The 22,066-nt window shown below is 53.9% G+C and carries 18 protein-coding genes and 1 tRNA gene; 14 read left to right on the forward strand and 5 right to left on the reverse strand.

Annotated elements, in window-relative coordinates; genetic code table 11:
* The first annotated feature begins 10 nt into the window (after nucleotides 1-10).
* From ABRZ26_RS20250 to ABRZ26_RS20270, 5 genes are all read left to right on the forward strand, one after another.
* Nucleotides 11-928, forward strand: a complete 918-nt coding sequence (locus ABRZ26_RS20250; protein ID WP_319605927.1) for a carbohydrate ABC transporter permease — start codon at nucleotides 11-13, stop codon at nucleotides 926-928.
* Nucleotides 928-1,773: a carbohydrate ABC transporter permease gene (locus ABRZ26_RS20255; protein ID WP_319605928.1), complete on the forward strand. Its 846-nt coding sequence runs from the start codon at nucleotides 928-930 to the stop codon at nucleotides 1,771-1,773. Before ABRZ26_RS20250 ends, ABRZ26_RS20255 begins: the two co-directional genes overlap by 1 nt.
* A gap of 23 nt (nucleotides 1,774-1,796) precedes the next feature.
* A complete protein-coding gene (locus ABRZ26_RS20260) occupies nucleotides 1,797-2,876 on the forward strand; it encodes an ABC transporter ATP-binding protein (RefSeq protein WP_319605929.1) in 1,080 nt (359 codons plus the stop codon).
* Complete coding sequence (locus tag ABRZ26_RS20265) at nucleotides 2,876-4,417, forward strand: sulfatase (RefSeq protein WP_319605930.1); 1,542 nt, start codon at nucleotides 2,876-2,878, stop codon at nucleotides 4,415-4,417. The genes ABRZ26_RS20260 and ABRZ26_RS20265 overlap by 1 nt, the downstream gene beginning before the upstream one ends.
* An 80-nt stretch (nucleotides 4,418-4,497) precedes the next feature.
* Nucleotides 4,498-5,739 carry an anaerobic sulfatase maturase gene (locus tag ABRZ26_RS20270; protein ID WP_319605931.1) on the forward strand — a complete coding sequence of 414 codons (1,242 nt, stop codon included), beginning with the start codon at nucleotides 4,498-4,500 and terminating at the stop codon, nucleotides 5,737-5,739.
* Between the two features lie 116 nt (nucleotides 5,740-5,855).
* Here ABRZ26_RS20270 and ABRZ26_RS20275 read toward each other — a convergent pair whose 3' ends face one another.
* Together ABRZ26_RS20275 and ascF are read right to left on the reverse strand one after the other, a co-directional pair.
* The gene (locus tag ABRZ26_RS20275) at nucleotides 5,856-7,280 is read right to left on the reverse strand and encodes a 6-phospho-beta-glucosidase (RefSeq protein ID WP_319605932.1); all 1,425 of its coding nucleotides are present in this window, start codon (nucleotides 7,278-7,280) and stop codon (nucleotides 5,856-5,858) included.
* A 23-nt stretch (nucleotides 7,281-7,303) separates the two neighbouring features.
* The gene (ascF, locus tag ABRZ26_RS20280; RefSeq protein WP_319605933.1) at nucleotides 7,304-8,746 is read right to left on the reverse strand and encodes a PTS cellobiose/arbutin/salicin transporter subunit IIBC; all 1,443 of its coding nucleotides are present in this window, start codon (nucleotides 8,744-8,746) and stop codon (nucleotides 7,304-7,306) included.
* Between the two features lie 264 nt (nucleotides 8,747-9,010).
* Here ascF and ABRZ26_RS20285 point away from each other — a divergent pair, with 264 nt between their 5' ends.
* The 7 genes from ABRZ26_RS20285 to ABRZ26_RS20315 all read left to right on the forward strand — a co-directional run bounded on the left by ABRZ26_RS20285 (nucleotide 9,011) and on the right by ABRZ26_RS20315 (nucleotide 16,676).
* Complete coding sequence (locus tag ABRZ26_RS20285; protein ID WP_319605934.1) at nucleotides 9,011-10,024, forward strand: LacI family DNA-binding transcriptional regulator; 1,014 nt, start codon at nucleotides 9,011-9,013, stop codon at nucleotides 10,022-10,024.
* A 311-nt stretch (nucleotides 10,025-10,335) separates the two neighbouring features.
* On the forward strand, nucleotides 10,336-11,316 hold the full coding sequence (locus tag ABRZ26_RS20290) for a TIM barrel protein (RefSeq protein ID WP_319605935.1): 981 nt from the start codon (nucleotides 10,336-10,338) through the stop codon (nucleotides 11,314-11,316).
* A gap of 70 nt (nucleotides 11,317-11,386) precedes the next feature.
* On the forward strand, nucleotides 11,387-12,427 hold the full coding sequence (locus ABRZ26_RS20295) for a sugar ABC transporter substrate-binding protein (RefSeq protein ID WP_319605936.1): 1,041 nt from the start codon (nucleotides 11,387-11,389) through the stop codon (nucleotides 12,425-12,427).
* 19 nt (nucleotides 12,428-12,446) lie between these two features.
* On the forward strand, nucleotides 12,447-13,940 hold the full coding sequence (locus ABRZ26_RS20300) for a sugar ABC transporter ATP-binding protein (protein WP_319605937.1): 1,494 nt from the start codon (nucleotides 12,447-12,449) through the stop codon (nucleotides 13,938-13,940).
* A gap of 42 nt (nucleotides 13,941-13,982) precedes the next feature.
* Nucleotides 13,983-14,954: an ABC transporter permease gene (locus ABRZ26_RS20305; protein WP_319605938.1), complete on the forward strand. Its 972-nt coding sequence runs from the start codon at nucleotides 13,983-13,985 to the stop codon at nucleotides 14,952-14,954.
* Nucleotides 14,954-15,811 carry a MurR/RpiR family transcriptional regulator gene (locus tag ABRZ26_RS20310; protein WP_319605939.1) on the forward strand — a complete coding sequence of 286 codons (858 nt, stop codon included), beginning with the start codon at nucleotides 14,954-14,956 and terminating at the stop codon, nucleotides 15,809-15,811. Before ABRZ26_RS20305 ends, ABRZ26_RS20310 begins: the two co-directional genes overlap by 1 nt.
* Nucleotide 15,812: 1 nt before the next feature.
* Nucleotides 15,813-16,676, forward strand: a complete 864-nt coding sequence (locus ABRZ26_RS20315; RefSeq protein ID WP_319605940.1) for a ribokinase — start codon at nucleotides 15,813-15,815, stop codon at nucleotides 16,674-16,676.
* A 416-nt stretch (nucleotides 16,677-17,092) separates the two neighbouring features.
* Here ABRZ26_RS20315 and ABRZ26_RS20320 read toward each other — a convergent pair whose 3' ends face one another.
* Both ABRZ26_RS20320 and ABRZ26_RS20325 read right to left on the reverse strand, forming a co-directional pair.
* Nucleotides 17,093-17,410 carry a hypothetical protein gene (locus ABRZ26_RS20320; RefSeq protein WP_319605941.1) on the reverse strand — a complete coding sequence of 106 codons (318 nt, stop codon included), beginning with the start codon at nucleotides 17,408-17,410 and terminating at the stop codon, nucleotides 17,093-17,095.
* A 190-nt stretch (nucleotides 17,411-17,600) separates the two neighbouring features.
* Entirely contained in the window at nucleotides 17,601-18,377 is a 777-nt protein-coding gene (locus ABRZ26_RS20325; RefSeq protein WP_319605942.1) for an alpha/beta fold hydrolase, read from the reverse strand.
* Nucleotides 18,378-18,932: 555 nt separating this feature from the next.
* Between ABRZ26_RS20325 and ABRZ26_RS20330 the strand changes: the two genes are divergently transcribed.
* Both ABRZ26_RS20330 and ABRZ26_RS20335 read left to right on the forward strand, forming a co-directional pair.
* Complete coding sequence (locus ABRZ26_RS20330; protein WP_319605943.1) at nucleotides 18,933-19,376, forward strand: CesT family type III secretion system chaperone; 444 nt, start codon at nucleotides 18,933-18,935, stop codon at nucleotides 19,374-19,376.
* Between the two features lie 16 nt (nucleotides 19,377-19,392).
* Nucleotides 19,393-21,498, forward strand: a complete 2,106-nt coding sequence (locus ABRZ26_RS20335; RefSeq protein ID WP_319605944.1) for a hypothetical protein — start codon at nucleotides 19,393-19,395, stop codon at nucleotides 21,496-21,498.
* 372 nt (nucleotides 21,499-21,870) lie between these two features.
* Here the strand turns inward: ABRZ26_RS20335 and ABRZ26_RS20340 are convergent.
* Nucleotides 21,871-21,946, reverse strand: a tRNA-Gly gene (locus ABRZ26_RS20340).
* Nucleotides 21,947-22,066: the final 120 nt, after the last annotated feature.

Consider the following 22,066-nt stretch of genomic DNA (forward strand, 5'->3'; position numbering starts at 1 on the left):
GGGAACCCCGATGCCGAGACAAGACATGCTGACCTCCGCGTCCGGCGGCGCGATACGGCGCAAGGCGCGCGATGACTGGCCCTGGCTGGCGCTGATGCCCCTGATCATCATCGTGCTCGGATTGATGGTCACGCCGATTGTTCATCTGTTCACGCTGGTCGCCCAGGAGGTTGACTGGCAGGGCGGCGAGGCGGTGACGCGCTTCGTCGGCCTGGACAATATCCGGGCCTTCATCGACAACCCCTATTACTGGATAGGACTGCGCAACACGCTGCTGTTTTCGTTCATTGCCGTGTCGCTGCAAATCGTTTTCGGCTTTGCGCTGGCGCTGGCGGTAAACGACATGAAAAAAGAGCAGAAATTGCTGACCGCCATCCTGCTGTTGCCGATCGTCATTTCCCCTATCGTGATCGGCGCGATGTGGCGCCTGATCCTCAGCAATGATTCCGGGGTGCTGAACGTGTTTCTCAGCCAGTGGGATATCCTGCCGCCCGACTGGCTAGGCACGCCGGTGCTGGCTTTCGTCTCCGTGATTGTGGTGGACGTATGGCACTGGACGCCCTTCTCGTTCCTGCTGCTGCTGGCCGGACTGAAAGCCTTGCCGCAGGAAGTGCTGGAAGCGGCGCAACTGGATGGCTGCGGCCGCTGGCAGCGTTTTCGTCATGTGATCCTGCCCATGATGTGGCCGACGCTGCTGATTACCTTAATACTGCGCGTCATCTTCTCATTCAAGGTATTCGACGAGATCTATCTGCTGACCAAAGGCGGCCCCGGCACGGCGACGGAAATGGTCAGCTACTCCATTTACCGCGCCTTTTTCATGGAAGACCGCGAGGGCGTGGGGGCGGTGATGTCGCTGTTCACCTTCTTTATCGTGGCGCTGTTGCTGGTGCTGCTGGTGAATATTCGGAAACGGAGGAAAATCTGATGCGACTATCTTTGCGCGTACGTCAGCGCGGATTCTCCGCCTGTCGCGGCCTCGCGTTGGCGTTCTATGCCGCGCTGATCCTGTTTCCCTTTCTCTGGCTGCTGAGTACCGCCTTCAAGAAACAGATCGATATTCTGCTCGCCCGCTTTGTTTTCACCCCCACGCTGGACACGCTGAAAGAGTTACTGTTCGCGCCCGGCGCCATGTTCGGCGCCTATTTCGTCAACAGCGCGGTGATTACGCTGGCCAGCACCGCCGCCATCATTGCGGTCACGCTGCTGGCGACCTACGCCTTGACGACGGTGCGTCAGATCCCGGCGTGGCTGGGGAATCTGCTGCTCGGCTGGTGCCTGCTGTTCAACCTGCTGCCGGTGATCACCTTTGTCGGCTCCTGGTTCAATCTCTTCCGGCAACTGGGGCTGTATGATACGCGTATCGCCATCATTATCGCCTGCATCGCCGCCTACCTGCCGATGGCGCTGTGGCTCAGCGTGACCTTCGCGCGCGAGATCCCGAAAGATCTGCTGGACGCGGCCTCCGTCGACGGTTGCAGCCACTGGCAGCGTTTTCGTTACGTATTCGTGCCGCTGATCAAATCGGGCATGACCGCCACCGCCATCCTGGTGTTGCTGCTGGTGTGGAATGACTTCCCGATTGCGTTGATTCTCAGTTCCGAACAGGCGCGCACCCTGCCGGTGTACATCACCGCATTTTCGCAAAACGAGCAAATTCGCTACGCGGAAATGGCCTCTTCGTCGCTATTGGTTTCCATCCCCGTGCTGTTGTTGTTGGTGTTCGGCCAACGTTTCATCGTCAAGGGGTTGCTGTCCGGCGCGGTAAAATAATGGCAATAAATAAGGATAATCCCATGAGTGTGGTCGCCATCGAAAAGATCCATAAAAACTATGGCAACGTGACGGTCTTGCAGGACATCGACCTGCACATTGAAAAAGGGGAATTCGTGGTGCTGGTGGGGCCGTCCGGCTGCGGAAAATCCACCCTGCTGCGCATGATCGCCGGTCTGGAAGAGACCGAGACCGGACAGATTCTGCTCAAAGGCGAAAATATCAACGAGACGCCGGCCAATCAGCGCGACATCGCCATGGTGTTTCAAAGCTATGCGCTTTATCCGCATATGAACGTGGCGGAAAACATGGGCTTCGCGTTGAAAATCAAAGGAGAATCCCGCCAGGCGATCGCCGAACGGGTGAACGCCGTGGCGGAGGCGTTGCAACTGGTTCCGCTGCTGGCCCGCTATCCGCGCGAACTTTCCGGCGGTCAGCGGCAGCGCGTGGCGATCGGGCGGGCGCTGGTGCGTCAGCCGCAGGTCTTTTTGTTCGACGAACCCTTGTCCAATCTGGATGCCAAGCTCCGGGTGGATATGCGGCTGGAAATTAAAAAACTGCACCAGCGGCTGGCCGCCACCATGATTTACGTCACCCACGATCAAATCGAGGCGATGACGCTGGCCGACCGTATCGCCATCATGAATCAGGGGCGCATCGAACAGGTGGCGACGCCGCTGGAACTGTATGACCGGCCAGCCAATCTGTTCGTGGCGTCCTTTATCGGTTCGCCGGAAATCAATCGGCTGCCCGGCGCCGTGTCTGACGACGGGACGCGCTTCGTCTGCGATTCCGGCCTGACCTTGCCCCTGCCCGCCCCGTTGCCGCGTCTGGCCGGCCGGCGCATCGTTTACGCCGTGCGCCCGGAGCATTTTCTGCTGAACACGCCCGATGGGCTGTCCGCCGAGGTGGACGTGACCGAACCCACCGGCGTCGAAACGCTGCTGACGGTGCGTATCGGCGAAAACGCGCTGACCTGCACGTTCCGGCAACGGCTGGATCTGTCGCCCGGCGACGGCGTGCGCATATTGCCGGATGTCCGCCATCTCCACCTGTTCGACGCCGCGACCGGCCAACGTATTTCCTATGATGAGGAGCCCTAATGCGTACTGTCTTCCTGCTGTTTGATTCATTAAATCGACTGGCGCTGTCGCCCTACGGCGGCCGGCACGTTCCCACCCCCAATTTCGACCGGCTGGCGCGCCATACCGCCACCTTTGATCGTCATTATGTCGGCAGCATGCCCTGCATCCCCGCCCGGCGCGATATGCAAACCGGACGCCTGAGCTTTCTGCATCGCAGTTGGGGGCCGCTGGAGCCTTTCGACAATTCATTCCCGGAGCTGCTGTTCGCGCGTAACGTCTACAGCCATCTGATCACCGACCATGCCCACTATTTCGAAGACGGCGGCGCGACCTACCACACGCGCTACGACTCTTTCGAGTTTATCCGCGGACAGGAAGGCGACGGCTGGAAAGCGATGGTGCAGCCCCACTGGGAGCGGCTGCGCGAAAAGTACCATCCGTCGCAGTTCTCCACCGAACGCCGCAATATTAAAAGACAGGACGCCATCAACCGCGAGTATATCCGCGCAGAGCAAGATTTCCCTTCCGTGCAGTGCTTCGCGCGCGGACTGGAGTTTCTTGAAACCAATCTGCACGCCGACGACTGGTTCCTGCAAATCGAAACCTTCGATCCGCATGAACCCTTTACCGCGCCGGAGCGCTTCTACGATAAGGTCAAGACCGACTGGAACGGGCCGGTATTGGACTGGCCGCGCTACGGCCGGGTGGACGAATTGCCGGAGGAGTGCGAGGAGCTGCGCGCCAACTATTACCGGGTCATCGCGCTATGCGACGATCTGCTGGGCAAGGTGCTGGACTTCTTCGACCAGCACAATCTGTGGGAAAATACCGCGCTGGTGCTCACCACCGACCACGGTTTCCTGCTGGGCGAGCACGATTTCTGGGCCAAAAACCGGATGAACATCTACGAAGAGGTGGCGCATATCCCGCTGTTCATCCATCATCCGCATTACCCTGAGGCCGACGGCCAGCGGCGGCAGGCGCTGACGCAAACGCCCGATCTGGCCGCCACCTTCCTCGATATTCACGGCGCGGACAAACCGGCGGAGATGCAGGGAAAATCTTTATTGCCGGCGCTGGAGCGGGAACAACCGCTGCATGAAAACGTGCTGTTCGGCTATTTCGGCGGCGCGGTCAATATCACCGACGGACGCTATACCTATCATCGCTATCCGGAAAACCTGGACGAGCAGGAAATCTATCAGTACACGCTGATGCCGACCCATATCCGCTCCCGCTTCAGCCCGCAGGAACTGGCCGACACCACCCTGTCCCCGCCGTTTCCCTTTACCAAGGGCGCTCCGCTGCTGCGCGTGCCGGTGACCACCACGTCGCCCATGTACCAAAATTACGGCCCCGGCTCGCTGCTGGAAAAGGAGACGCGGCTCTACGATCTGGCGAACGACCCCGGCCAACTTGCGCCGCTGCATGATCCCGACACGGAACAGCGGCTGACGAAACAGATGGTGGAACTGATGCGCCGCAACGCCGCGCCGCCGGAGGCCTATCAGCGTTTGGGACTGGCGCGGGAAACCGCGGCGCCCGCCCCTCAGGATTAACCTTTCCCGCGCCAACCGCGGGTTATGCCGGGCAGCCGGCCGACCCGCTGACGCATTTCCCCGTCGATGATAAAAAAACCATGACTAACGTGATCGAACATTTCCAACTGATGGCGAAACCTTCCGGTTCGGTGTGCAATATTGACTGCCGCTACTGCTACTACCTGGAGAAGCAGCGCCTCTACCCGGAACGCCAGAGCCATTGGAAAATGGACGCGCAGACGCTGGAAAATTACGTGCGCCGGAATATCGCCGGCCAGCAAACCGATGAGGTCGGTTTTTTCTGGCAGGGCGGCGAACCGACGCTGCTCGGCATCGACTTTTTCCGGGAAGCGCTGCGCCTGCAACAGCGGTGGCGCGGCCGTAAACGCATCAGCAATTTTTTCCAGACCAACGGCACCAATATCGACGACGACTGGGCGCGCTTCCTGAAACAGCATGACTTTCTCGTCGGCCTGTCCATCGACGGCGATCGCATCAGCAATGACGCCCACCGCCTGACGCGCGCCGGGAAAAGCGCCCACGATGCGATCATCAACGGCCTGAACGCGCTCAAACGCCATCAGGTTGAATTCAACACCCTAACCGTCGTGAATGCGGAGAACGTCAAACGCCCGCTGGATGTCTACCGTTACCTCAAGCGCATCGGCAGTCGCTATATGCAGTTTATTCCGCTGGTGGAGCGGCGCGCGGCGCAGGCCGACGAACACGGGCTGACGCTGATCCAGCCCGACTTTTCCGGCCAGTGCCGCGTCACCGACTGGTCGACGCCCGCCCGCGCCTACGGACGCTTTCTTAACGCCATTTTCGACGAATGGGTGCAAAACGATCTGGGCAACATATTTGTGATGAACTTCGAGCAGACGCTGGCCAAAATAGCCGGTCGCCCCGGCTCCTGCCTGATGGGGGAAACCTGCGGCGACAACCTGATTGTGGAGGCGAACGGCGACATCTACTCCTGCGATCATTTTGTGTATCCGGAACATAAGTTGGGGAACATCAACCAGGACGATCTGCCGACGCTGGTGAATTCGCCGCAGAATATCGCCTTCGGTCAGAACAAGCGGAAGAATATCAGCAGCGAATGCCTGCGTTGCGCCGTCCGCCCCCTGTGCAACGGCGGCTGCCCGAAGCACCGTTTTAATCTCTCCGCCGACGGTCGTCCCAATAAAAACTATTTCTGCGACGGCTATGCGCTGCATCTGCAACATACGCTGCCCGTTATGCGGCATTTACTGCTACTGCTGAGGCAGGGAAACGCGCCCGGCAAGATCAAAAAAACGCTGCGCCATCATCATTATCGGCGGCACAAAGCAGGGTGAATCGGTGATTGCGCCTGACTAATGAATTACATGATTAGGGGTAATGAGACGGGGAGTGACGCACGGCGATCGCAACAGTTCGAGCCGCGCCGGGGCGGGAAACCCCGGCGGCAAATTTAATCCAGATCCGCGCCATTGCTGGCAATCACTTTCTTATACCACCAGAACGACTTTTTACGTTTACGCGCCAGCGTCCCCTGCCCGGCGTCGTCGCGGTCAACATAGACAAAGCCGTAGCGTTTGCTCATCTCGCCGGTGGACGCGGAGACCAGATCGATGCAGCCCCAACTGGTGTAACCCAGCACCGGAATGCCGTCTTCTATGGCTTCGCCCATGGCGCGGATATGTTCGCGCAGATAGCTGATGCGGTAATCATCGATAATCTCGCCGTCGGCGTTGACGTCATCACGCGCGCCGAGGCCATTTTCGACTAAAAACAGCGGCTTCTGGTAGCGGTCGTACATCATGTTCATGGTGATGCGCAGCCCCAACGGGTCGATGCCCCAACCCCATTCGCTTGTCGCAATGTACGGATTTCGCAGCGATTTCACGATGTTGGCCGCGCTGGTGTTGTCGGCGTTCATCTCCGCCGACGCGCAGCGCGAGGCGTAATAGCTGAACGAGACAAAATCGACGGTGTTTTTCAGGATCGCCTCATCCCCCGGCAGCGTCTCAATGCGGATGTCTTTTTCGCGGAACAGGCGGGCGGCGTAGGCGGGATAAGCGCCGCGCGCCTGAACATCGATAAAGAACAGGTTTTCACGATCCTTTTCCAGCGCCGCCCACACATCTTCCGGCTTGCAGGAATAAGGATAAAAGTTTCCGCCGGCCAGCATACAGCCGACCTGGTTTTGCGGGTTTACCTGATGGGCGATTTGGGTCGCCAGCGCGCTGGCGATCAGCTCGTGATGCGCGGCCTGATATTTCACCTGCTCCTGATTATCGCCTTCGTCAAACACCAGCCCCGCCCCGGAAAACGGGCTGTGCAGCATGATGTTGATTTCATTGAAGGTGAGCCAGTATTTCACCAGTCCGTCAAAGGCCTCAAAACAGGTGCGCGCATAGCGGGTGAAAAAATCCACCATGTTGCGATTACGCCAGGAACCGTACTCTATGACCAGATGCATCGGCACATCAAAATGGCACAGCGTCACCAGCGGTTCGATACCGTATTTCCTGCACTCTTCAAACACCGCGCGGTAAAAGGCGACGCCCTCTGCGTTGGGCGTCAGCTCGTCGCCGTTCGGATAGAGGCGGCTCCAGGCGATAGAGGTACGGAACACCGTGAAGCCCATTTCCGCCATCAGGGCGATATCCTCCTTGTAGCGATGATAAAAATCGATCGCCTGATGGCTGGGGTAAAACTCGTCGTCGCGCGGCGTAAAGCGCTTCTCCAACCCCAGTTTTACCGGCAGACGATGCGCGCCGTGCGGGATCATATCCACCGTCGCCGGGCCTTTCCCCCCCTCGCGCCAGGCCCCTTCGGACTGGTTGGCGGCCAGGGCTCCCCCCCATAAAAATCCTTGCGGAAATACAGACATGCAATACCTCGTCGTAGGCCAAATCAGGCCGTTGCCTGTTTAATCGTGTTCGCTTGCGCGTCGGTTTTCGCGCGTTCTTCTTCCACGGGAATATCTTCAAAACCAAGCAGCAGGGTCAGGATAAACGACAGCACCACCGCCAGCGCCATCACCCCGAAGACCCAGGCGATGCTCATCGGATTGGCCGGATCAAAGAACTGCACGCTGGTAAACAGACCGGGCGCGGCCATCGAATGGCTGGCCAGACCGGCGATGCCCGCGACGGCGCCGCAGATAAACCCGCTGATCAGGCTGGCGATAAGCGGGCGTTTCAGCCGCACCGCCACGCCGTAGAGCGCCGGTTCGGAGATGCCGGCCATAATGGCGGATGCCGCCGCGGCCAGCGCCGTCTGACGCAGTTCCGGGTTTTTCGTTTTCCATGCCACCGCCAGTGAAGAGCCGCCGAGCGACAGGTTGGCGCCGATTTCGGACGGCATCACCATCCCCTCTTTGCCGGTTTCGGCGATGGTCTGGATGATGGTCGGCGTAAATACGCGGTGCATGCCGGTCATCACCAACAGCGGCCACAGCGCGCCCATAATGGCGACGGACAGCCAGCCCAGATAGCCATGAATGGCGTACACCAGCGCCGAGATGGCGCTACCGATCCAGATGCCGATCGGGCCAATCAGCAGAATGGCGAGCGGGGCCGCAATCAGCACGATCAGCATCGGTTTAAGAAAGTTTTTCGTCACCGCCGGAGTGATGCGATCGACCCAGCGCTCGATATATGACAGACACCAGGTCATCACCAGCGCCGGGATAACGGTGTAGGTGTATTTCACCGCGGTGACCGGGATCAGCGCGAACTCGACATGCTCGCCCTGCGCGGCTTTGGCCATCAGGTCGATAAAGCTCGGGTGAACCAGCACGCCCGCAATGGCGATAGCCAGCGACATATTGGTTTTGAATTTCACCGCCGCCGATGCCGCCACCATCAGCGGCAGGAAGAAGAACGCGCCGTCGCCGATAACGGTGAGGATAGCCAGCGTCGAGGATCCTTTCTCCAGCACCCCGGTCATCTCCAGGATCATCGCCAGCAGTTTCAGCATCGATCCGCCGATGATCGCCGGGATCAGCGGCGACATAGTGCCGATCAGCGCGTCAAGGATGCCGGCGCCGATGCGTTTCAGCGTTATTTTCTGTTTGCCGACGGGTTCGTCCGGCCGCATGTCGCCTGGCAGCAGGCCGACCACTTCGCGAAACGCGTAGGATACCGTGTTGCCGATGATCACCTGACACTGGTTTTCATTGCGCACCACGCCGAGCACGCCGCTGATGTTTTTCAGCGCGGCGCCGTCGATTTTCGTATCGTCTTTCAGCACGAAACGCAGACGCGTCATGCAGTGGGTCACGGCAGCGATGTTATCGACGCCGCCCAGCGCGGTGACGACAGAGTGAGCCAAAGCCGTATAATTCTTTGACATCGGATTTTTATCCTTTTTATCAATAGGGTACAGATTCACCGCTCGACGTTGAGTGCGGAAACGACCGCGATGAAACGCTTCATAGGAAACCGGTTTCACAAAATTATTGTGAGTTTTAACGAATGAAACAAGATCACAAAACAACCATTTTTTATATTCGTGACAACGATCACTTAACGGAGATATCAGCGGGCGATTCCCGCTACGACAATCCCGCCGAGCTGAAGTAAACTGCGCTACATCGATAGCGAACGGATGATCAACATGACCACAATGCTGGAGGTAGCGAAGCGGGCAGGCGTGTCGAAGGCGACGGTTTCACGCGTGCTTTCGGGCAACGGCTACGTCAGTCAGGAAACCAAAGACCGTGTGTTTCAGGCCATTGAAGAGAGTGGCTACCGGCCCAATTTGCTGGCCCGCAGCCTGGCGGCTAAAAAGACGCAGACGCTGGGACTGGTGGTCACCAACACCCTGTATCAGGGGGTTTATTTTAGCGAGCTGCTGTTTCATGCCGCCCGCATGACGGAAGACCAGGGGCGTCAGCTGATCCTGGCGGATGGTAAACATAGCGCGCAAGAAGAGCGCCAGGCAATTCAATACCTGCTCGATTTACGCTGTGATGCGATTATTATTTATCCGCGCTTTCTCAGCGTTGATGAAATTGATGAGATTATCCAAAACCATTCTCAGCCGATTATGGTGCTTAATCGTCGGCTGCGTAAAAATAGCAGCCACTGCGTCTACGCCGATCATAAATTATCAAGCTTTACCGCCGTGTCGAAATTAATCGCCATGGGGCATCGCGATATTGCGTTTATTACCGGCTCCCTCGATTCCCCCACCGGCGTCGAACGCCTTTCCGGCTATAAAGACGCGCTGGCGCGACACAACATTGCGCTGCGCGATGCGTTGATTGTTAAGGGAAAATGGACGCCCGCCTGCGGTTCCGCCGGCGTCGCCGAATTATTATCGCGTGATGTGAACTTTACCGCGCTGGTTGCCAGTAACGACGATATGGCGATCGGCGCCATTAAACAATTACACGACAGCGGAATAGCCGTTCCGCACCCGGTCTCGGTTATTGGTTTTGATGATGTCGCGATGGCGCCTTATATTATTCCGTCCCTCGCCAGCGTCAGAATTCCGGTGACGGAAATGATCAAAGAAACCATTGGCCGCTTAATTTTCATGCTCGACGGCGGCGAATTTAAATATCAACAAACCTTCGTCGGCGAACTGATAGCACGCGACTCGCTGACGTCCGGACCGCATGCCTGAGAATATCGCCTGCCATCGTCAGCCGTGATGATGGCGGCTCATCCCGATCGTGGATTCAGGTCACTATCCCCACTTCACCCAGTTTCAGACGCCTTCCCACGACAATGACGATCGGTCTGCGTATCCGCAGAGGGAAGGTTGCGTCTCAGGCGCACGGCGTCAAACAAAATTCGTGAATAGCCTCTCAATTTGATTAACAAAAAAGCAACTCAGCTTGTCGCCGTCAGAAGCCCGTGATATCTGTATTACAACTTTACTAAAAATAGTAAAAAAGGAAAGTACATTACAGCTAATTTACGTAAGGAGACTCCATGTCGGAACTTAAATTTGCCACACGTCTGAATTCCTTTGCTTCAGGCGCCTATCGCTACTGGCCGGAACTGAAAGGTAAACCTTCCGTATTGCAAATGATTGAACGGGCCGCCACGGCCAAGGGATTGACCCATCTGGATCTAAATTATCCGCAACACATCACCGACGATGTTAAAACCATGCGCCGGAAAATCGAGGAAGTGGGTCTGGCGGTGAATGGCATGCAAATGCGTTGGGATGCGCCGGAATTTAAAATTGGCGCGTTCACTAACCCGGATCCATCGATCCGTCGTCAGGCTATCGAGTTAACCAAGCGCGGCATTGACGCGGGACGGGAGTTCGGCGCCAGTTTAATGACGCTGTGGATGGGTCAGGATGGCTATGACTACTGTTTTCAGGCGGATTACAAAAAAATCTGGGAAGATGCGGTAAGTGCGGTGAGAGAAGTGGCCGAGTACGCCCCGGATATTGATATCAGTATTGAATATAAACCCAATGAACCCCGTGCCTACAGTATTTTCCCGAACGTAACCACCTGCCTGCTGGCGGTGGAAGAGGCCGGCTGCCCGAATTTAGGTCTTACTCTTGATTTCGCTCATGTTCTGTTTGCCAATGAGATCCCTGCTTATGCCGCCGCCATGGTGGCCCGCCGCTCGCGTCTGCTAGGCCTCGATCTTAACGATGGCTGGGGCAAACGCGATGACGGCCTGATGGTCGCTGCCGTTAATCCGCGGGCCACACTGGAATTTCTCTGGCAAATGCGCCGCGATGGCTATCAAGGCGCCTACTATTTCGACACTTTCCCGGACGCCAGTGGTCTGGACCCGGTTCGTGAAGCCGAGACCAATATCGCTACCGTGACTCGATTACTGAAGCTGTGCGACAAACTCAATGACAATGTTGAGTTGCTCGATGCCATCGGCCGTCAGGATGCCGTGGCATCGCAGCAAATTATTAACGACGTAATGCTTGCTAAATAGCCCTTGCCGTTTAGCTGTCGGCTCGGGCATTTGAGTAAATAACAAAAACTACAAATAGGAAGGATAGAAGATGAAAAAACAATTACTCTCTGTACTCGCCTCTACCCTGTTTTGCTCCAGCGTCTATGCCGCGGACTTACCCCCGTTGCAATCCGACACCGAACCAGACCGTACTGACTGGACGGAACTGACCGCTAAATATGGGCCGCTGCCTGCGGCGAATAATAAGCTGAAAATTGGCGGCGTATCCAAAACCCTGACCAATGAATATTGGCGTTCCCTCGGTCAGGGCTACAAAAATGTCGCCCAAAAATATGGTTTTACCCTCGCTTACCAGGCTGCGGCCAATGAAGACGATCAGTTGGGTCAGCTATCTATCGCTGAAACATTGATCGCCCAGGGATTTAACGGCCTGCTGGTTTCCCCCCAGACTGACGCCAATTTACAGCCCGCCTATGAAAGAGCCAAAAGCAAAGGCATTCCGGTCGTCAATGTAAATGATGCTGTTATGCCAAACGCCGCCTATTATGTAGGCAACGTGCAGAAAGACAACGGTGTGCGGGTTGCAAACTGGTTTATTAAAAATAAACCGGAAGGCGGTAAGGTGGCGATAATCGAAGGTCAACCTGGGGTATACGCCGCCGCCCAACGCACCAAAGGTTTCCGTGAAACCATCGAAGCCAATGGCAAATATGCCGTTGTGGCCAGCATTCCTGCTAACTGGAGTCGTGAAAACGCCTATAACTCCGCCTCGACCATTTTGCAACAACATCCCGATTTAATTGGTTTCTATGCCAATAATGACGGTATGGCCCTGGGCGTCGTGGAAGCCGTGCGTTCGCAGGGTAAAAGCAATCAGGTCGCCGTATTTGGCACCGATGGCATTTCCGATGCTTACGCCTCCGTTAGGCGAGGCGAATTGACCGGTACGGTCGACAGCTTCCCGATACTCACCGGTGAAGTGGCAATGGAAGTCATGCTGCGTCTTATTAATGGCCAGAAATTGTCACGTGTCGTCTCCACGCCTCAAGCGCTCATCACTAAAGAAAACGTGGACGAATTCTCAACCAAAGACCATGAAACGCTGCGCAAACTGCTTGCCGGGCAATAAGTAAAGCGACGGAGGGTTTATGGAACAATATTGCTTAACGATGCGTGGGATCGGCAAAACTTACGGTAATGCCGTTGCGATTCAGGACGTAGACTTTTCAGTAAAGCGTGGTGAGGTACATGCCCTAATCGGTGAAAATGGCGCGGGGAAATCGACACTGCTGAATATTCTTTCCGGCGTTCGAGCCTCCGATACCGGTGAAATAACGGTGGACGGCAAGGTTATTCAGTTGAAAAACCCGCTATCCGCTCGCCAGGCCGGCATCGCCATGATTCATCAGGAGTTGCAGCATGTTCCCGAGCTCTCCGTTGCGCAGAATATGTTTCTCGGGCGACCGTTAACCAAATACAAAGGCTGGTTTGTCGATAAAAAAGCCCAGTATGCCCGGGCAAAATTAATTCTTAGACGTCTGGATCCCAGCATCGACCCTGATGAACCAATAAAAAATCTGAAGGTTTCACAACAACAAATCGTGGAGATTGCCCGCGCTCTGCTGGATGAAGCCAAAATCATTGCCATGGATGAGCCCACATCAAGCCTGACCCCCACGGAGTTCGAGCGGCTGGCGGAATTGATTTCCGACCTGAAATCAATGCAGGTTTCGCTGATTTACGTCTCCCATAAAATGAATGAGATTTTTAAAATCTGCGATCGCGCCACCATCCTGCGTGACGGAAAACAGGTGGGCGTAGTGAACATCTGCGACGAAACAGAAGAAACCATCGTCACCAAAATGGTGGGGCGAAAAATCGAAAAAGTACGGCATCAGTCCTTTGTTACCGATAGAGAAATCCTGCGCGTGGAAGACCTTGGACGTGACAAAGCGGTATTCCCGGCCAGTTTTAGCGTACAGGCCGGCGAAGTGTTGGGAATTGCAGGGCTGGTGGGTTCTGGACGCACCGAACTGCTAAAACTGATTGCGGGTATTGATGTAAAGACCAGCGGCAGCGTGCGGGTCGGCGGCAGGCCGGTGAAAAATCTCAATGTTCGCTCCGCCATTCGGGCGGGTATCGGTCTGGTACCGGAAGATCGCAAAAAAGAGGGAATCATTAAAGAACGGGCGGTGAAAATGAATGTGGCCCTCCCCTCAATGGGGAACTTCACCCGCTATGGATTATTAAAAAAAAGGAAATTAAATCAGGTGGCGCAAGAGGTGATGACGGATCTGAAATTGCGCCCGTTAAATATCGAAAAACCTATCGGCACCTTGAGCGGCGGTAATCAGCAGAAAGTTATTATCGGTCGCTGGCTGGCAGCAGATAACACCGTATTTCTATTCGACGAGCCAACCCGAGGTATCGATATAGGCGCCAAATCCGAGATTTATAATCTGATAGAAAAATTGGCTCAACAGGGTAAGGCGATTGTGGTGGTTTCCTCCGAGATGCCTGAAATTATTCGTATTTCCGACAGAGTTATCGTGATGCGTGAAGGGAAAATCACTATCGAGCTTAAAGGTGACGATATCACTGAAGAAAATATCGCCCGTTATGCGATCAATGATCCGAATTAAATAATAACGCTGTAACCTACACTTATCATTAAGGCAATTATTATGATGACAAAAGGTAATACTCAACCCACCGTACATCCTTCAGCGCTATTTAAATTTAATCTGCGCGATGCAGGTACTTTGATTGGTTTAATGATTATTATTGTCACCTTCTCTCTATTATCTCCGGTATTTCTTACCGTACCAAACTTACTGAATATTCTTCAGCAATCGTCGATCAACGCCATTATTGCGTTAGGTATGACGTTGGTTATTATTTCCGGCGGGATTGATCTCTCCGTGGGGCCGACAGCGGCCTTATCGGCGGTGCTGGGCGCGACCTTGATGGTGGCCGGCGTACCCGTTCCCCTGGCTGTCATGGCCACATTGGGCGTCGGGGCGCTGTGTGGCGTATTCAGCGGTACTTTGGTGGCTTACGCCGGGCTACAACCCTTCATTGTCACCCTCGGGGGATTATCTCTGTTTCGCGCCATGGCATTAATCTTTACCGGCGGCAATCCGATATTCGGTATCCCTACGGAATTCCGCGATTTCATTAATAGCGAGCTGTTAGGGATCCCAGCCCCCATCGTTATCGTGATTGTCATCGCGCTGATTCTATGGGTATTAATGAATAAAACCCCTCTGGGTGAATATATTCTGGCGGTGGGCGGCAACGAAGAGGCCGCAAGGGTTGCGGGTGTGCCGGTGAAAAAAACCAAAGTTACGGTATTTGTTATTTCCGGATTATTAGCGTCGCTGGCTTCTCTGATTCTGATTGGGCGTCTTGGAGCGGCAGAGCCAACTTTAGGAAACTTATGGGAACTGGATGCCATCGCGGCGGCGGCCATAGGCGGCGCATCGCTGATGGGTGGTAAAGGCAGCATCATTGGAACGATTGTCGGAGCGATTATTCTCGGATCATTACGTAATGGTTTGACACTCCTTAATATTCAGGCTTTTTATCAATTGCTTGCTACCGGACTGATTATTATTATAGCGATGTTGATTGACAGAGCGACACGAGGCAAATAATGACGCAGGATCCGCGAGCAATAGGCGCTCAAATTCGCATGAGGCTACCACAACTGACGCCACTGGAAAGGAAAGTGGTGGAGTCTATTACCTCGAAAACAGATTTATCCGAGCAAACCTCACTGAAAGAAATCGCTCAAGAGAATAATGTTTCTGAGGCAATGGTGGTCAAATTGGCTAAAAAACTCAATTTCTCGGGTTTTCGGGAATTCAGAAGTAGCTTGATTTATTACAACCATTCTGAGGTAGCAAGCCTGCATGCGGAAATTGAACCTAGTGACTCATCGGAACAATTACTGACCAAGGTATTCAGAACATCCATTCAGGCAATAGAAGAAACGATATCGATTCTTGATGTTTCTGAATTTAATCGTGCTGCTGATATTTTGTTCAAGGCCCGGCATATCGATTTATACGCAGTGGGCGGTTCGGCTGCCGTTGCCCGTGATATGGCTCACAAGCTGCTGAAGATCGGGATAAAGACAACGATGTACGATGACGCCCATATTATGCTGATGTCAGCGGCTATTTTATCGGACGACGATGTGGTCATCGCCATTAGTCATTCAGGCACCACGCGTGCGGTAAATGCCCCAATAAAACTCGCTGCGCGCAATGGCGCCAAAGTCATTGCCATTACCAATTATGCCGAGTCGCCCATTGCGCGTAATGCGCATGTGGTTCTCAATTCAACCTCTCAGGGCTCGCATTTGCTAGGGGAAAACGCAGCATCGCGAATCGCCCAGTTAAATATACTGGATGCATTGTTTGTAGCGATTGCGAAAAAAGATCTTAAGAAGGCAGAAAAGAATCTGATGAAAACCCAGCATGCAGTCCAGAATTCAAGAGAATATTAGCATGAGTAAAATAGTGGTCATCGGTAGTCTTCATTACGATATTATGTTGCAGGCGCACCATCGGCCGGAAAAGGGCGAAACCGTTATGGGTAGCGCCTGCTCATATAAATTTGGCGGCAAAGGCGGTAACCAGGCGGTTTCCGCGGCCAGGGCCGGCGCGCAGGTAAGTTTTGTCGGCGCGGTCGGCGAGGATGAACAGGGTAAGTTTTTACTCTCGGTACTTAAGGATAACGGGGTTGATATCCGCCATGTTGCGGTGAAGAATTGCATCCCTTCCGGTATGAGTGTCGCAATTATGGACGCAGAAAATGACTACGGCGCCGTAGTGGTATCCAATGCCAATAACCATATAGATCCGCAGCAGTTTAGCGAAGACGGCGTCTGGCAGCAGGCGGGCATGTTGTTATTGCAGAATGAGGTACCGGAAGCGATCAACATGCTGGCAGCCCGTGAAGCCCAAAAACGTGGCATTACCGTGTGCCTTAATGCTGCTCCGGCGCGTGAGCTCTGCGCATCCATGCGCTCCTCGATCGATCTGCTGGTCGTTAACGCCGTTGAAGCCCGTGATCTCACAGGAATCGAGGTCAACGATCTTTCTGGAGCCAGCGCGGCGGCGGCGGCGCTGAGCGAGGACTTTCCTTCGGTGGTGGTTACTGCCGGCGAACATGGGGTCGCATTCTGCGAAACCAAAGGTCAGTGTCACGCCTTGCCGGCGCAAAAAGTGGTACTGGTCAGCACCCATGGCGCAGGAGACTGCTTTATGGGCGCCCTATGCGCCGCGATGATGCAAGGTCAACGTCTGGCAGAAGCGGTGGTCAAGGCCAACCGTGCCGCCGCTGAGCATGTTTCCCGCAAGGCGTCCTGATTCCTGCCCTGTCGTATCCGAAGACGAATAGTCGGTGATAAAAGCATCTGACAAACCGATTTTCATGTACTGATGTATGTACTACTTCGGTGTGGTTGACGGTGGATTTCACTGGATGAGAAACAGATCGATTATCCTGTTGAATCAGTGGGCTACAGACTTTTCCGGATGTCTATAGAAAAGAAATCGGAGCGGGAAACGAGACAAGCGCTAAGTCGTAATTTATTAACGCTCAACCGATATTTTCTGTGTCAGTTGAGCCTTGAAATTAGCCTTGTTTTGCAGGCTCATCAAGCAATACATGGTACTCAATGCCAAAATCAATCCGAGTCGAAAACTGATACCAAATTTAATGAAATTATTGAGTCGACTCATTTAGTAATCTTTAGGTATGAAGGAATTCCTTCAACATCGGGTTACCCTGGCATTTCTCGAATATCTGAACGAAGGCTGTTTACCAAAGCCGTTGAATCCGCATTCTTTTTTTCTGATATTTCATTTGCATATGCCTTTGCCAAATCAGATTGTTCTTGACTTCCATAGAGGTGAATAAGTGCTATAGCCTCTTCTACATGAATTGCTTTATTAATAACCTTTCCAGCTTCATCCTCTATTATCAATAGCGCCATCAAGACTTGAGCGTATAAATGCTTTGTAGCAAAATGATAGCGCCTCAATACGCGTGGCTCGACGATAATTATTAGTATCTCTTCTGGACGTATAGTAATGCGCAACGATCCACCCACCAACGGCAATAATAACAGTGAACAATATCTTTATATATTCCATAACTACCCTCGCTAGTTTACTCTGAGCCGTAAGGAAGCGCTGATCCAAATCAATTATTAGCCACGATTATACTTGTGCTCATCCTCCCAAATTGAATTAGGAAAAAATCGGGCGTCAGCGCCGCCCTGTCATTTTTTATGCTCTTTTTTGCAGAAACTCTAAAATAAATGATGCGATTAATTCCGGTCGTTCCTCGTGTACGCAATGATTAGAAAATGGGACAGTAAATAAAACCGACTTATCAATGATATCAGCCAAACTGATTGAATGATGACGTGGAACCAACCAATCCTCATCGCCTCGAATAATCATCGTTGAGCAAGATATATTATTGACAGATCTATATGGATATCCGGTTTCACTCGTATCTAGCCACATTTTAACTATTTCAGTTAGTAACTGTGAGAATCTGGGATCCTCATTCAATGCTTCGTAGGCCTTAACATTATCAGGGAATTTATTTATCCACTTTTCAGGCGTTATATCTTTATATACTTCTCTGGCTGGATCATCCGTTGCCAGATACCACTGCGCGCCAATAGTAATCAATTTTTCGACTCGCTCAGGCCTTGATGCCGCCAGCCTAAGCGCTACCGTACCGCCATCGCTATGACCCACGATACTACATTTGTCTAATTTCAAATGATCCATGAGCATTTCTACGTCATTTTGCAATAGCGCATAACTCAAATTACTGCCAAATGTCGATTTCCCATGACCACGGCTATCTATTCCAATACATCTATATTGTTCTGGAATGTGGCTGATCATCCCATTAAAAGACTCAATATTAAGCATCCCTCCATGAATAAAAATGATTGGATACCCCGACTCATTGCCCTTTATTTCATAATATATCTTAGCATTATCGTTTATAAAAAAATCGCCGTTTTCATGATTAAAAACATTCATAATCCATATTTCCTTTCGATAAATCATAAGATTTCAATGAGTTGACAACGATGCCAACTGTATCATGGTTGCGCTCATTATAGTTCAGGCTATGCGACGAAGTATGGCTCTAATCCGGTCGGAGCTTGCTGACCACGAGCTATGGCAATCGTCGGTATCGTTAAAGGGGTCGTCTTTGTCGGGCGACGGACGCGCCTGTGGCGTCCGTATTCCGGACGGTGAAATACGCGCCGCAATGGTCTTCGGCCGGGTTCAGCACGCTGGAGGCGGCGCGAGAACGGGGAGATGACTTTACGTGCGAGTACCTTATCCCTTTGCCGATATTCGGCCGCGAAGAAGGCGTTGTCACAAATAATTTTTATTCTGAATGGAACTCACTTTTATTTCAAAACGACATAATGATCAGCGAAAGATAAACGCTTGGCCCTTTCAGGTCTTCTCTTTTGATCGTGAACCAAGGGTTTCGGTATCTACGTCCTAAACAATTCGCACCGCCGCCTTGCTGCGACTTGCAGTAGACGGTTTCCTTGGCAATCATTACAGGAAGATATAAAGATGAGTCTGAAAGACTATCGGGCTTTGATAGATGATTTCTGCGACCTCGCAGAGATTCCTCGTAGCAGCGTGTTGTACGAACGACCTCATTTCGAGATCGATGGCATCGATTTTTCCTTACCTTATGTCGCACAGCCAGAGCCAGGCCACATAGCGATCCACGCCGATCTGGGTCCACTGCACGGTAAGTATTCGGCACAACAATCCATTGCGCTGCTAGACATGAATTTTCACCTTTTCAATGCGCCCTACGGCGCGGTGTTGGCCCGCAACCCCAAGACCGAAAACATTCTGCTCATGGGCGCAGCCGGCCTTGAGCAAGCCTCCGCAGCCACGCTGTTGTCCGTGCTTTCCGCCTGCGCCGCCTTCGCTCACCAGTGGCACAAGTCCGTCGCCACAGGTTCCGCCCTTGTGCCGGTCGCCACCACGCACGGTCAATCCTAAAGAGAGGAGCAATGACATGCGTATTAATGATATACAGCCTCATTCGCTCACCCTGGGCGACTTCCCCACTCAGCCAAAAGCGTCCGACATTGCGTCGACATCAACGGTCAGTATCCGACTATCCAGTAATCCTCCGCTGCTGAGCAAGCAGCTTGAACGCTCCGCGTCCTTCAACGCGCCGCAACATCAGCCGTTGAAATTGCCGGAGCGCCATCAGGAACTCTTTGATAATTACCGGCTGGATTTGATGGAGCGCGGCAGCACAGATACGCCCCGAATTGACGGCGCGCTTCCCCGTCTATTAGGAGGGATGCTGGAAGCCAACCCCGGTGCGCGCTTCGACGATGTGGCGGCTTATCTGCCGGGAATATCGCCGCCGCCGCGGCTGACCGATCCCAGCGTTGCCGACAGACTTAACGAAATTGCGGCGCGCAGTGAACCGCATTCTCCCCCGGATGTGCGGGAAACCGCCCAGGTTTTCGCTGAATATGCAGGAAAGTTGGGCGACTACCTGGAACATGCTCATCTACTGCACGATACCGCGTTGCGCGAACAGAACCTTAGCCAGACGGATCGCGCAGATGTCCGCCGCAGCCAGACGGCACTGGCGTCAGCGGCGCGAGAAGCGATCAAGAGCGTTCCCGACGCATTTGAAACAAGCCAGAATAAGGTTAAGGCAAATCTGGCGCTGCTTGAACATGAGCTTGCCGAGACGGCACCTTCGGATGACCGTATTAAGACGATCCAGACGGAAATGAAAGCTCATGAGCAGACTCTGGCGTTCCTGCAAGGCCTACAGACTGACTATCAGGGGCATTCCAAAGTTAAACACCTCGCGACTATACAAGCTCACCTTAATCTGGAAGATGTTCAGGCGCGCTTGTCCAAATCGCTGGAATCGACTGAAAAAGGTAAGGTTATTATGGGGTCGGCTATCGTTCAGGGCGTTCAGACATTCCTGCATCTGGGGGAAGTGCGATCCTGGATGAACGTCGCCGCGAGCACCCAGATTACCCGAAACGACGCGCCAGGTTATCTGGGGCGAGCAGCGATGGCCGGCAGCGTCACCGGGTTCGCGCACGAAGCCATCGGCGGACTGATGAAACCGATTCTGGAAAACGGTCTACAGGCGTTGGGCGTTCCTGGACTTAAACCCGTCAAGGCCGATACCATCGTCCCCAACCCCCTGCGCTCAACGGTAGGCGAGTACGGCGAGGTGGTGAAAAAATCGTCACACACTCTGGCGGAGGAAACGACCCAGGCGGATCGGGAACGTTTACGGGTAAGCAACAAACAATTACGCAGCGATACCGTTTTGGCGCTAGGGGATTCGATGGCCTTTATCCCGCGCAGCGCCGTTCAGGTGCTGCGTCAAAGCCTTAACGATGCCGGCGTCGCAGATCTGAAGACGCCACATATTCTCTCAGGATTCGGCGCTCTGGGTTCCGGTGCGGCAGGCGCGATCAAATCAGTAGTGCAACTGAATACGTCTTACACCGATCCTCAGGGGCGTAAATTCGCCATCTTCGAGCCGCAGAAAACACCCCAGACGAGCATCGGCGACAAGATCAAGCAGAGCCTGGACATCAGGCAAGATAGAGTGCGCAGCAATTTCTACAGCAAAATGGCGTCGGCGGTGCAGGGGTCGCTCCTAAGTGACCTGACGCCTAAAACCAACAGTTCGACGCCGCTCAGCAGCGGGCAACGCGCCACAAACGCTTTGCTCGGGATGAGCTCGCCAATTACCTATCTTTCCTCCATTTATAGCAATCAAGCCGTTTCTACGGAAATTAAGGCGCGCAAAGGGAAAATCGAACCGGGGGATCGCCTCGCCAACGCGGCGTTCAACATCGCGGCCCAGCACCGGACTCAGCTTCCGCGTGCGACCGGCTCGGACAGCTACCTGCGGCCATTAGAGAACACTTATCACGCGCTGCGTGGGGTGTTACAGGTCGCGCCCCAGGCCACCACCGAGATGATGAGTCTGCTGGATCGCGGGGTAACAGAAGGCATGCGTCGAGTCGCCGCGGCTATAACAGACGACAAAGCGACGTCAAACGGAACCGGAGACGATCCGCCGGCATCGTCCGCCAATGCGGGGGAGGCAGCCCCTCGCCGATAGTTTGCAGGCCGCGCCGCGGCTTGCCCCGCAACGAAAAGCGGAAGTGCCATTTCTTCGCGCCTTTGCCGGTCACGAACAGTGACAGCCCGTCGGTATCGTTGAGAGAATAGGCTTTGCCGGTGGTGCGGGCCTGCCGGGCGACGGCATCGGTACGCCATTAAAGTATGGTTGAAGAGAGGTGTACCGCGCACAGGGAAGCGACTCAGCAAACAATCCGCATCGATAACGCACCCGATTTTCATGTACTGACTTGTGTACTACTTCGGCGTGGTTGGCGATGGTTTTAGTGGATTTCGCTGGAGGCTCAACAGAGCGATTAGCCTGTTGAATCAGAGAGCTACAGACATCAGCGGACATCTATAGAAAAGAAATTGGAGCGGGAAACGAGACTCGAACTCGCGACCCCGACCTTGGCAAGGTCGTGCTCTACCAACTGAGCTATTCCCGCAAAAATATTTTTTGCCGATGCAAAGGGCTTGCGCGGCTACCGATGATAATCATTGTAATACAATGAATTATATAACTATTTACTAACTCCCTCATCGGTGGCCAGCATTATGTACCAATC

It is taken from the genome of Brenneria sp. L4-2C, from assembly GCF_040240335.1.
GTDB lineage: Bacteria > Pseudomonadota > Gammaproteobacteria > Enterobacterales > Enterobacteriaceae > Brenneria.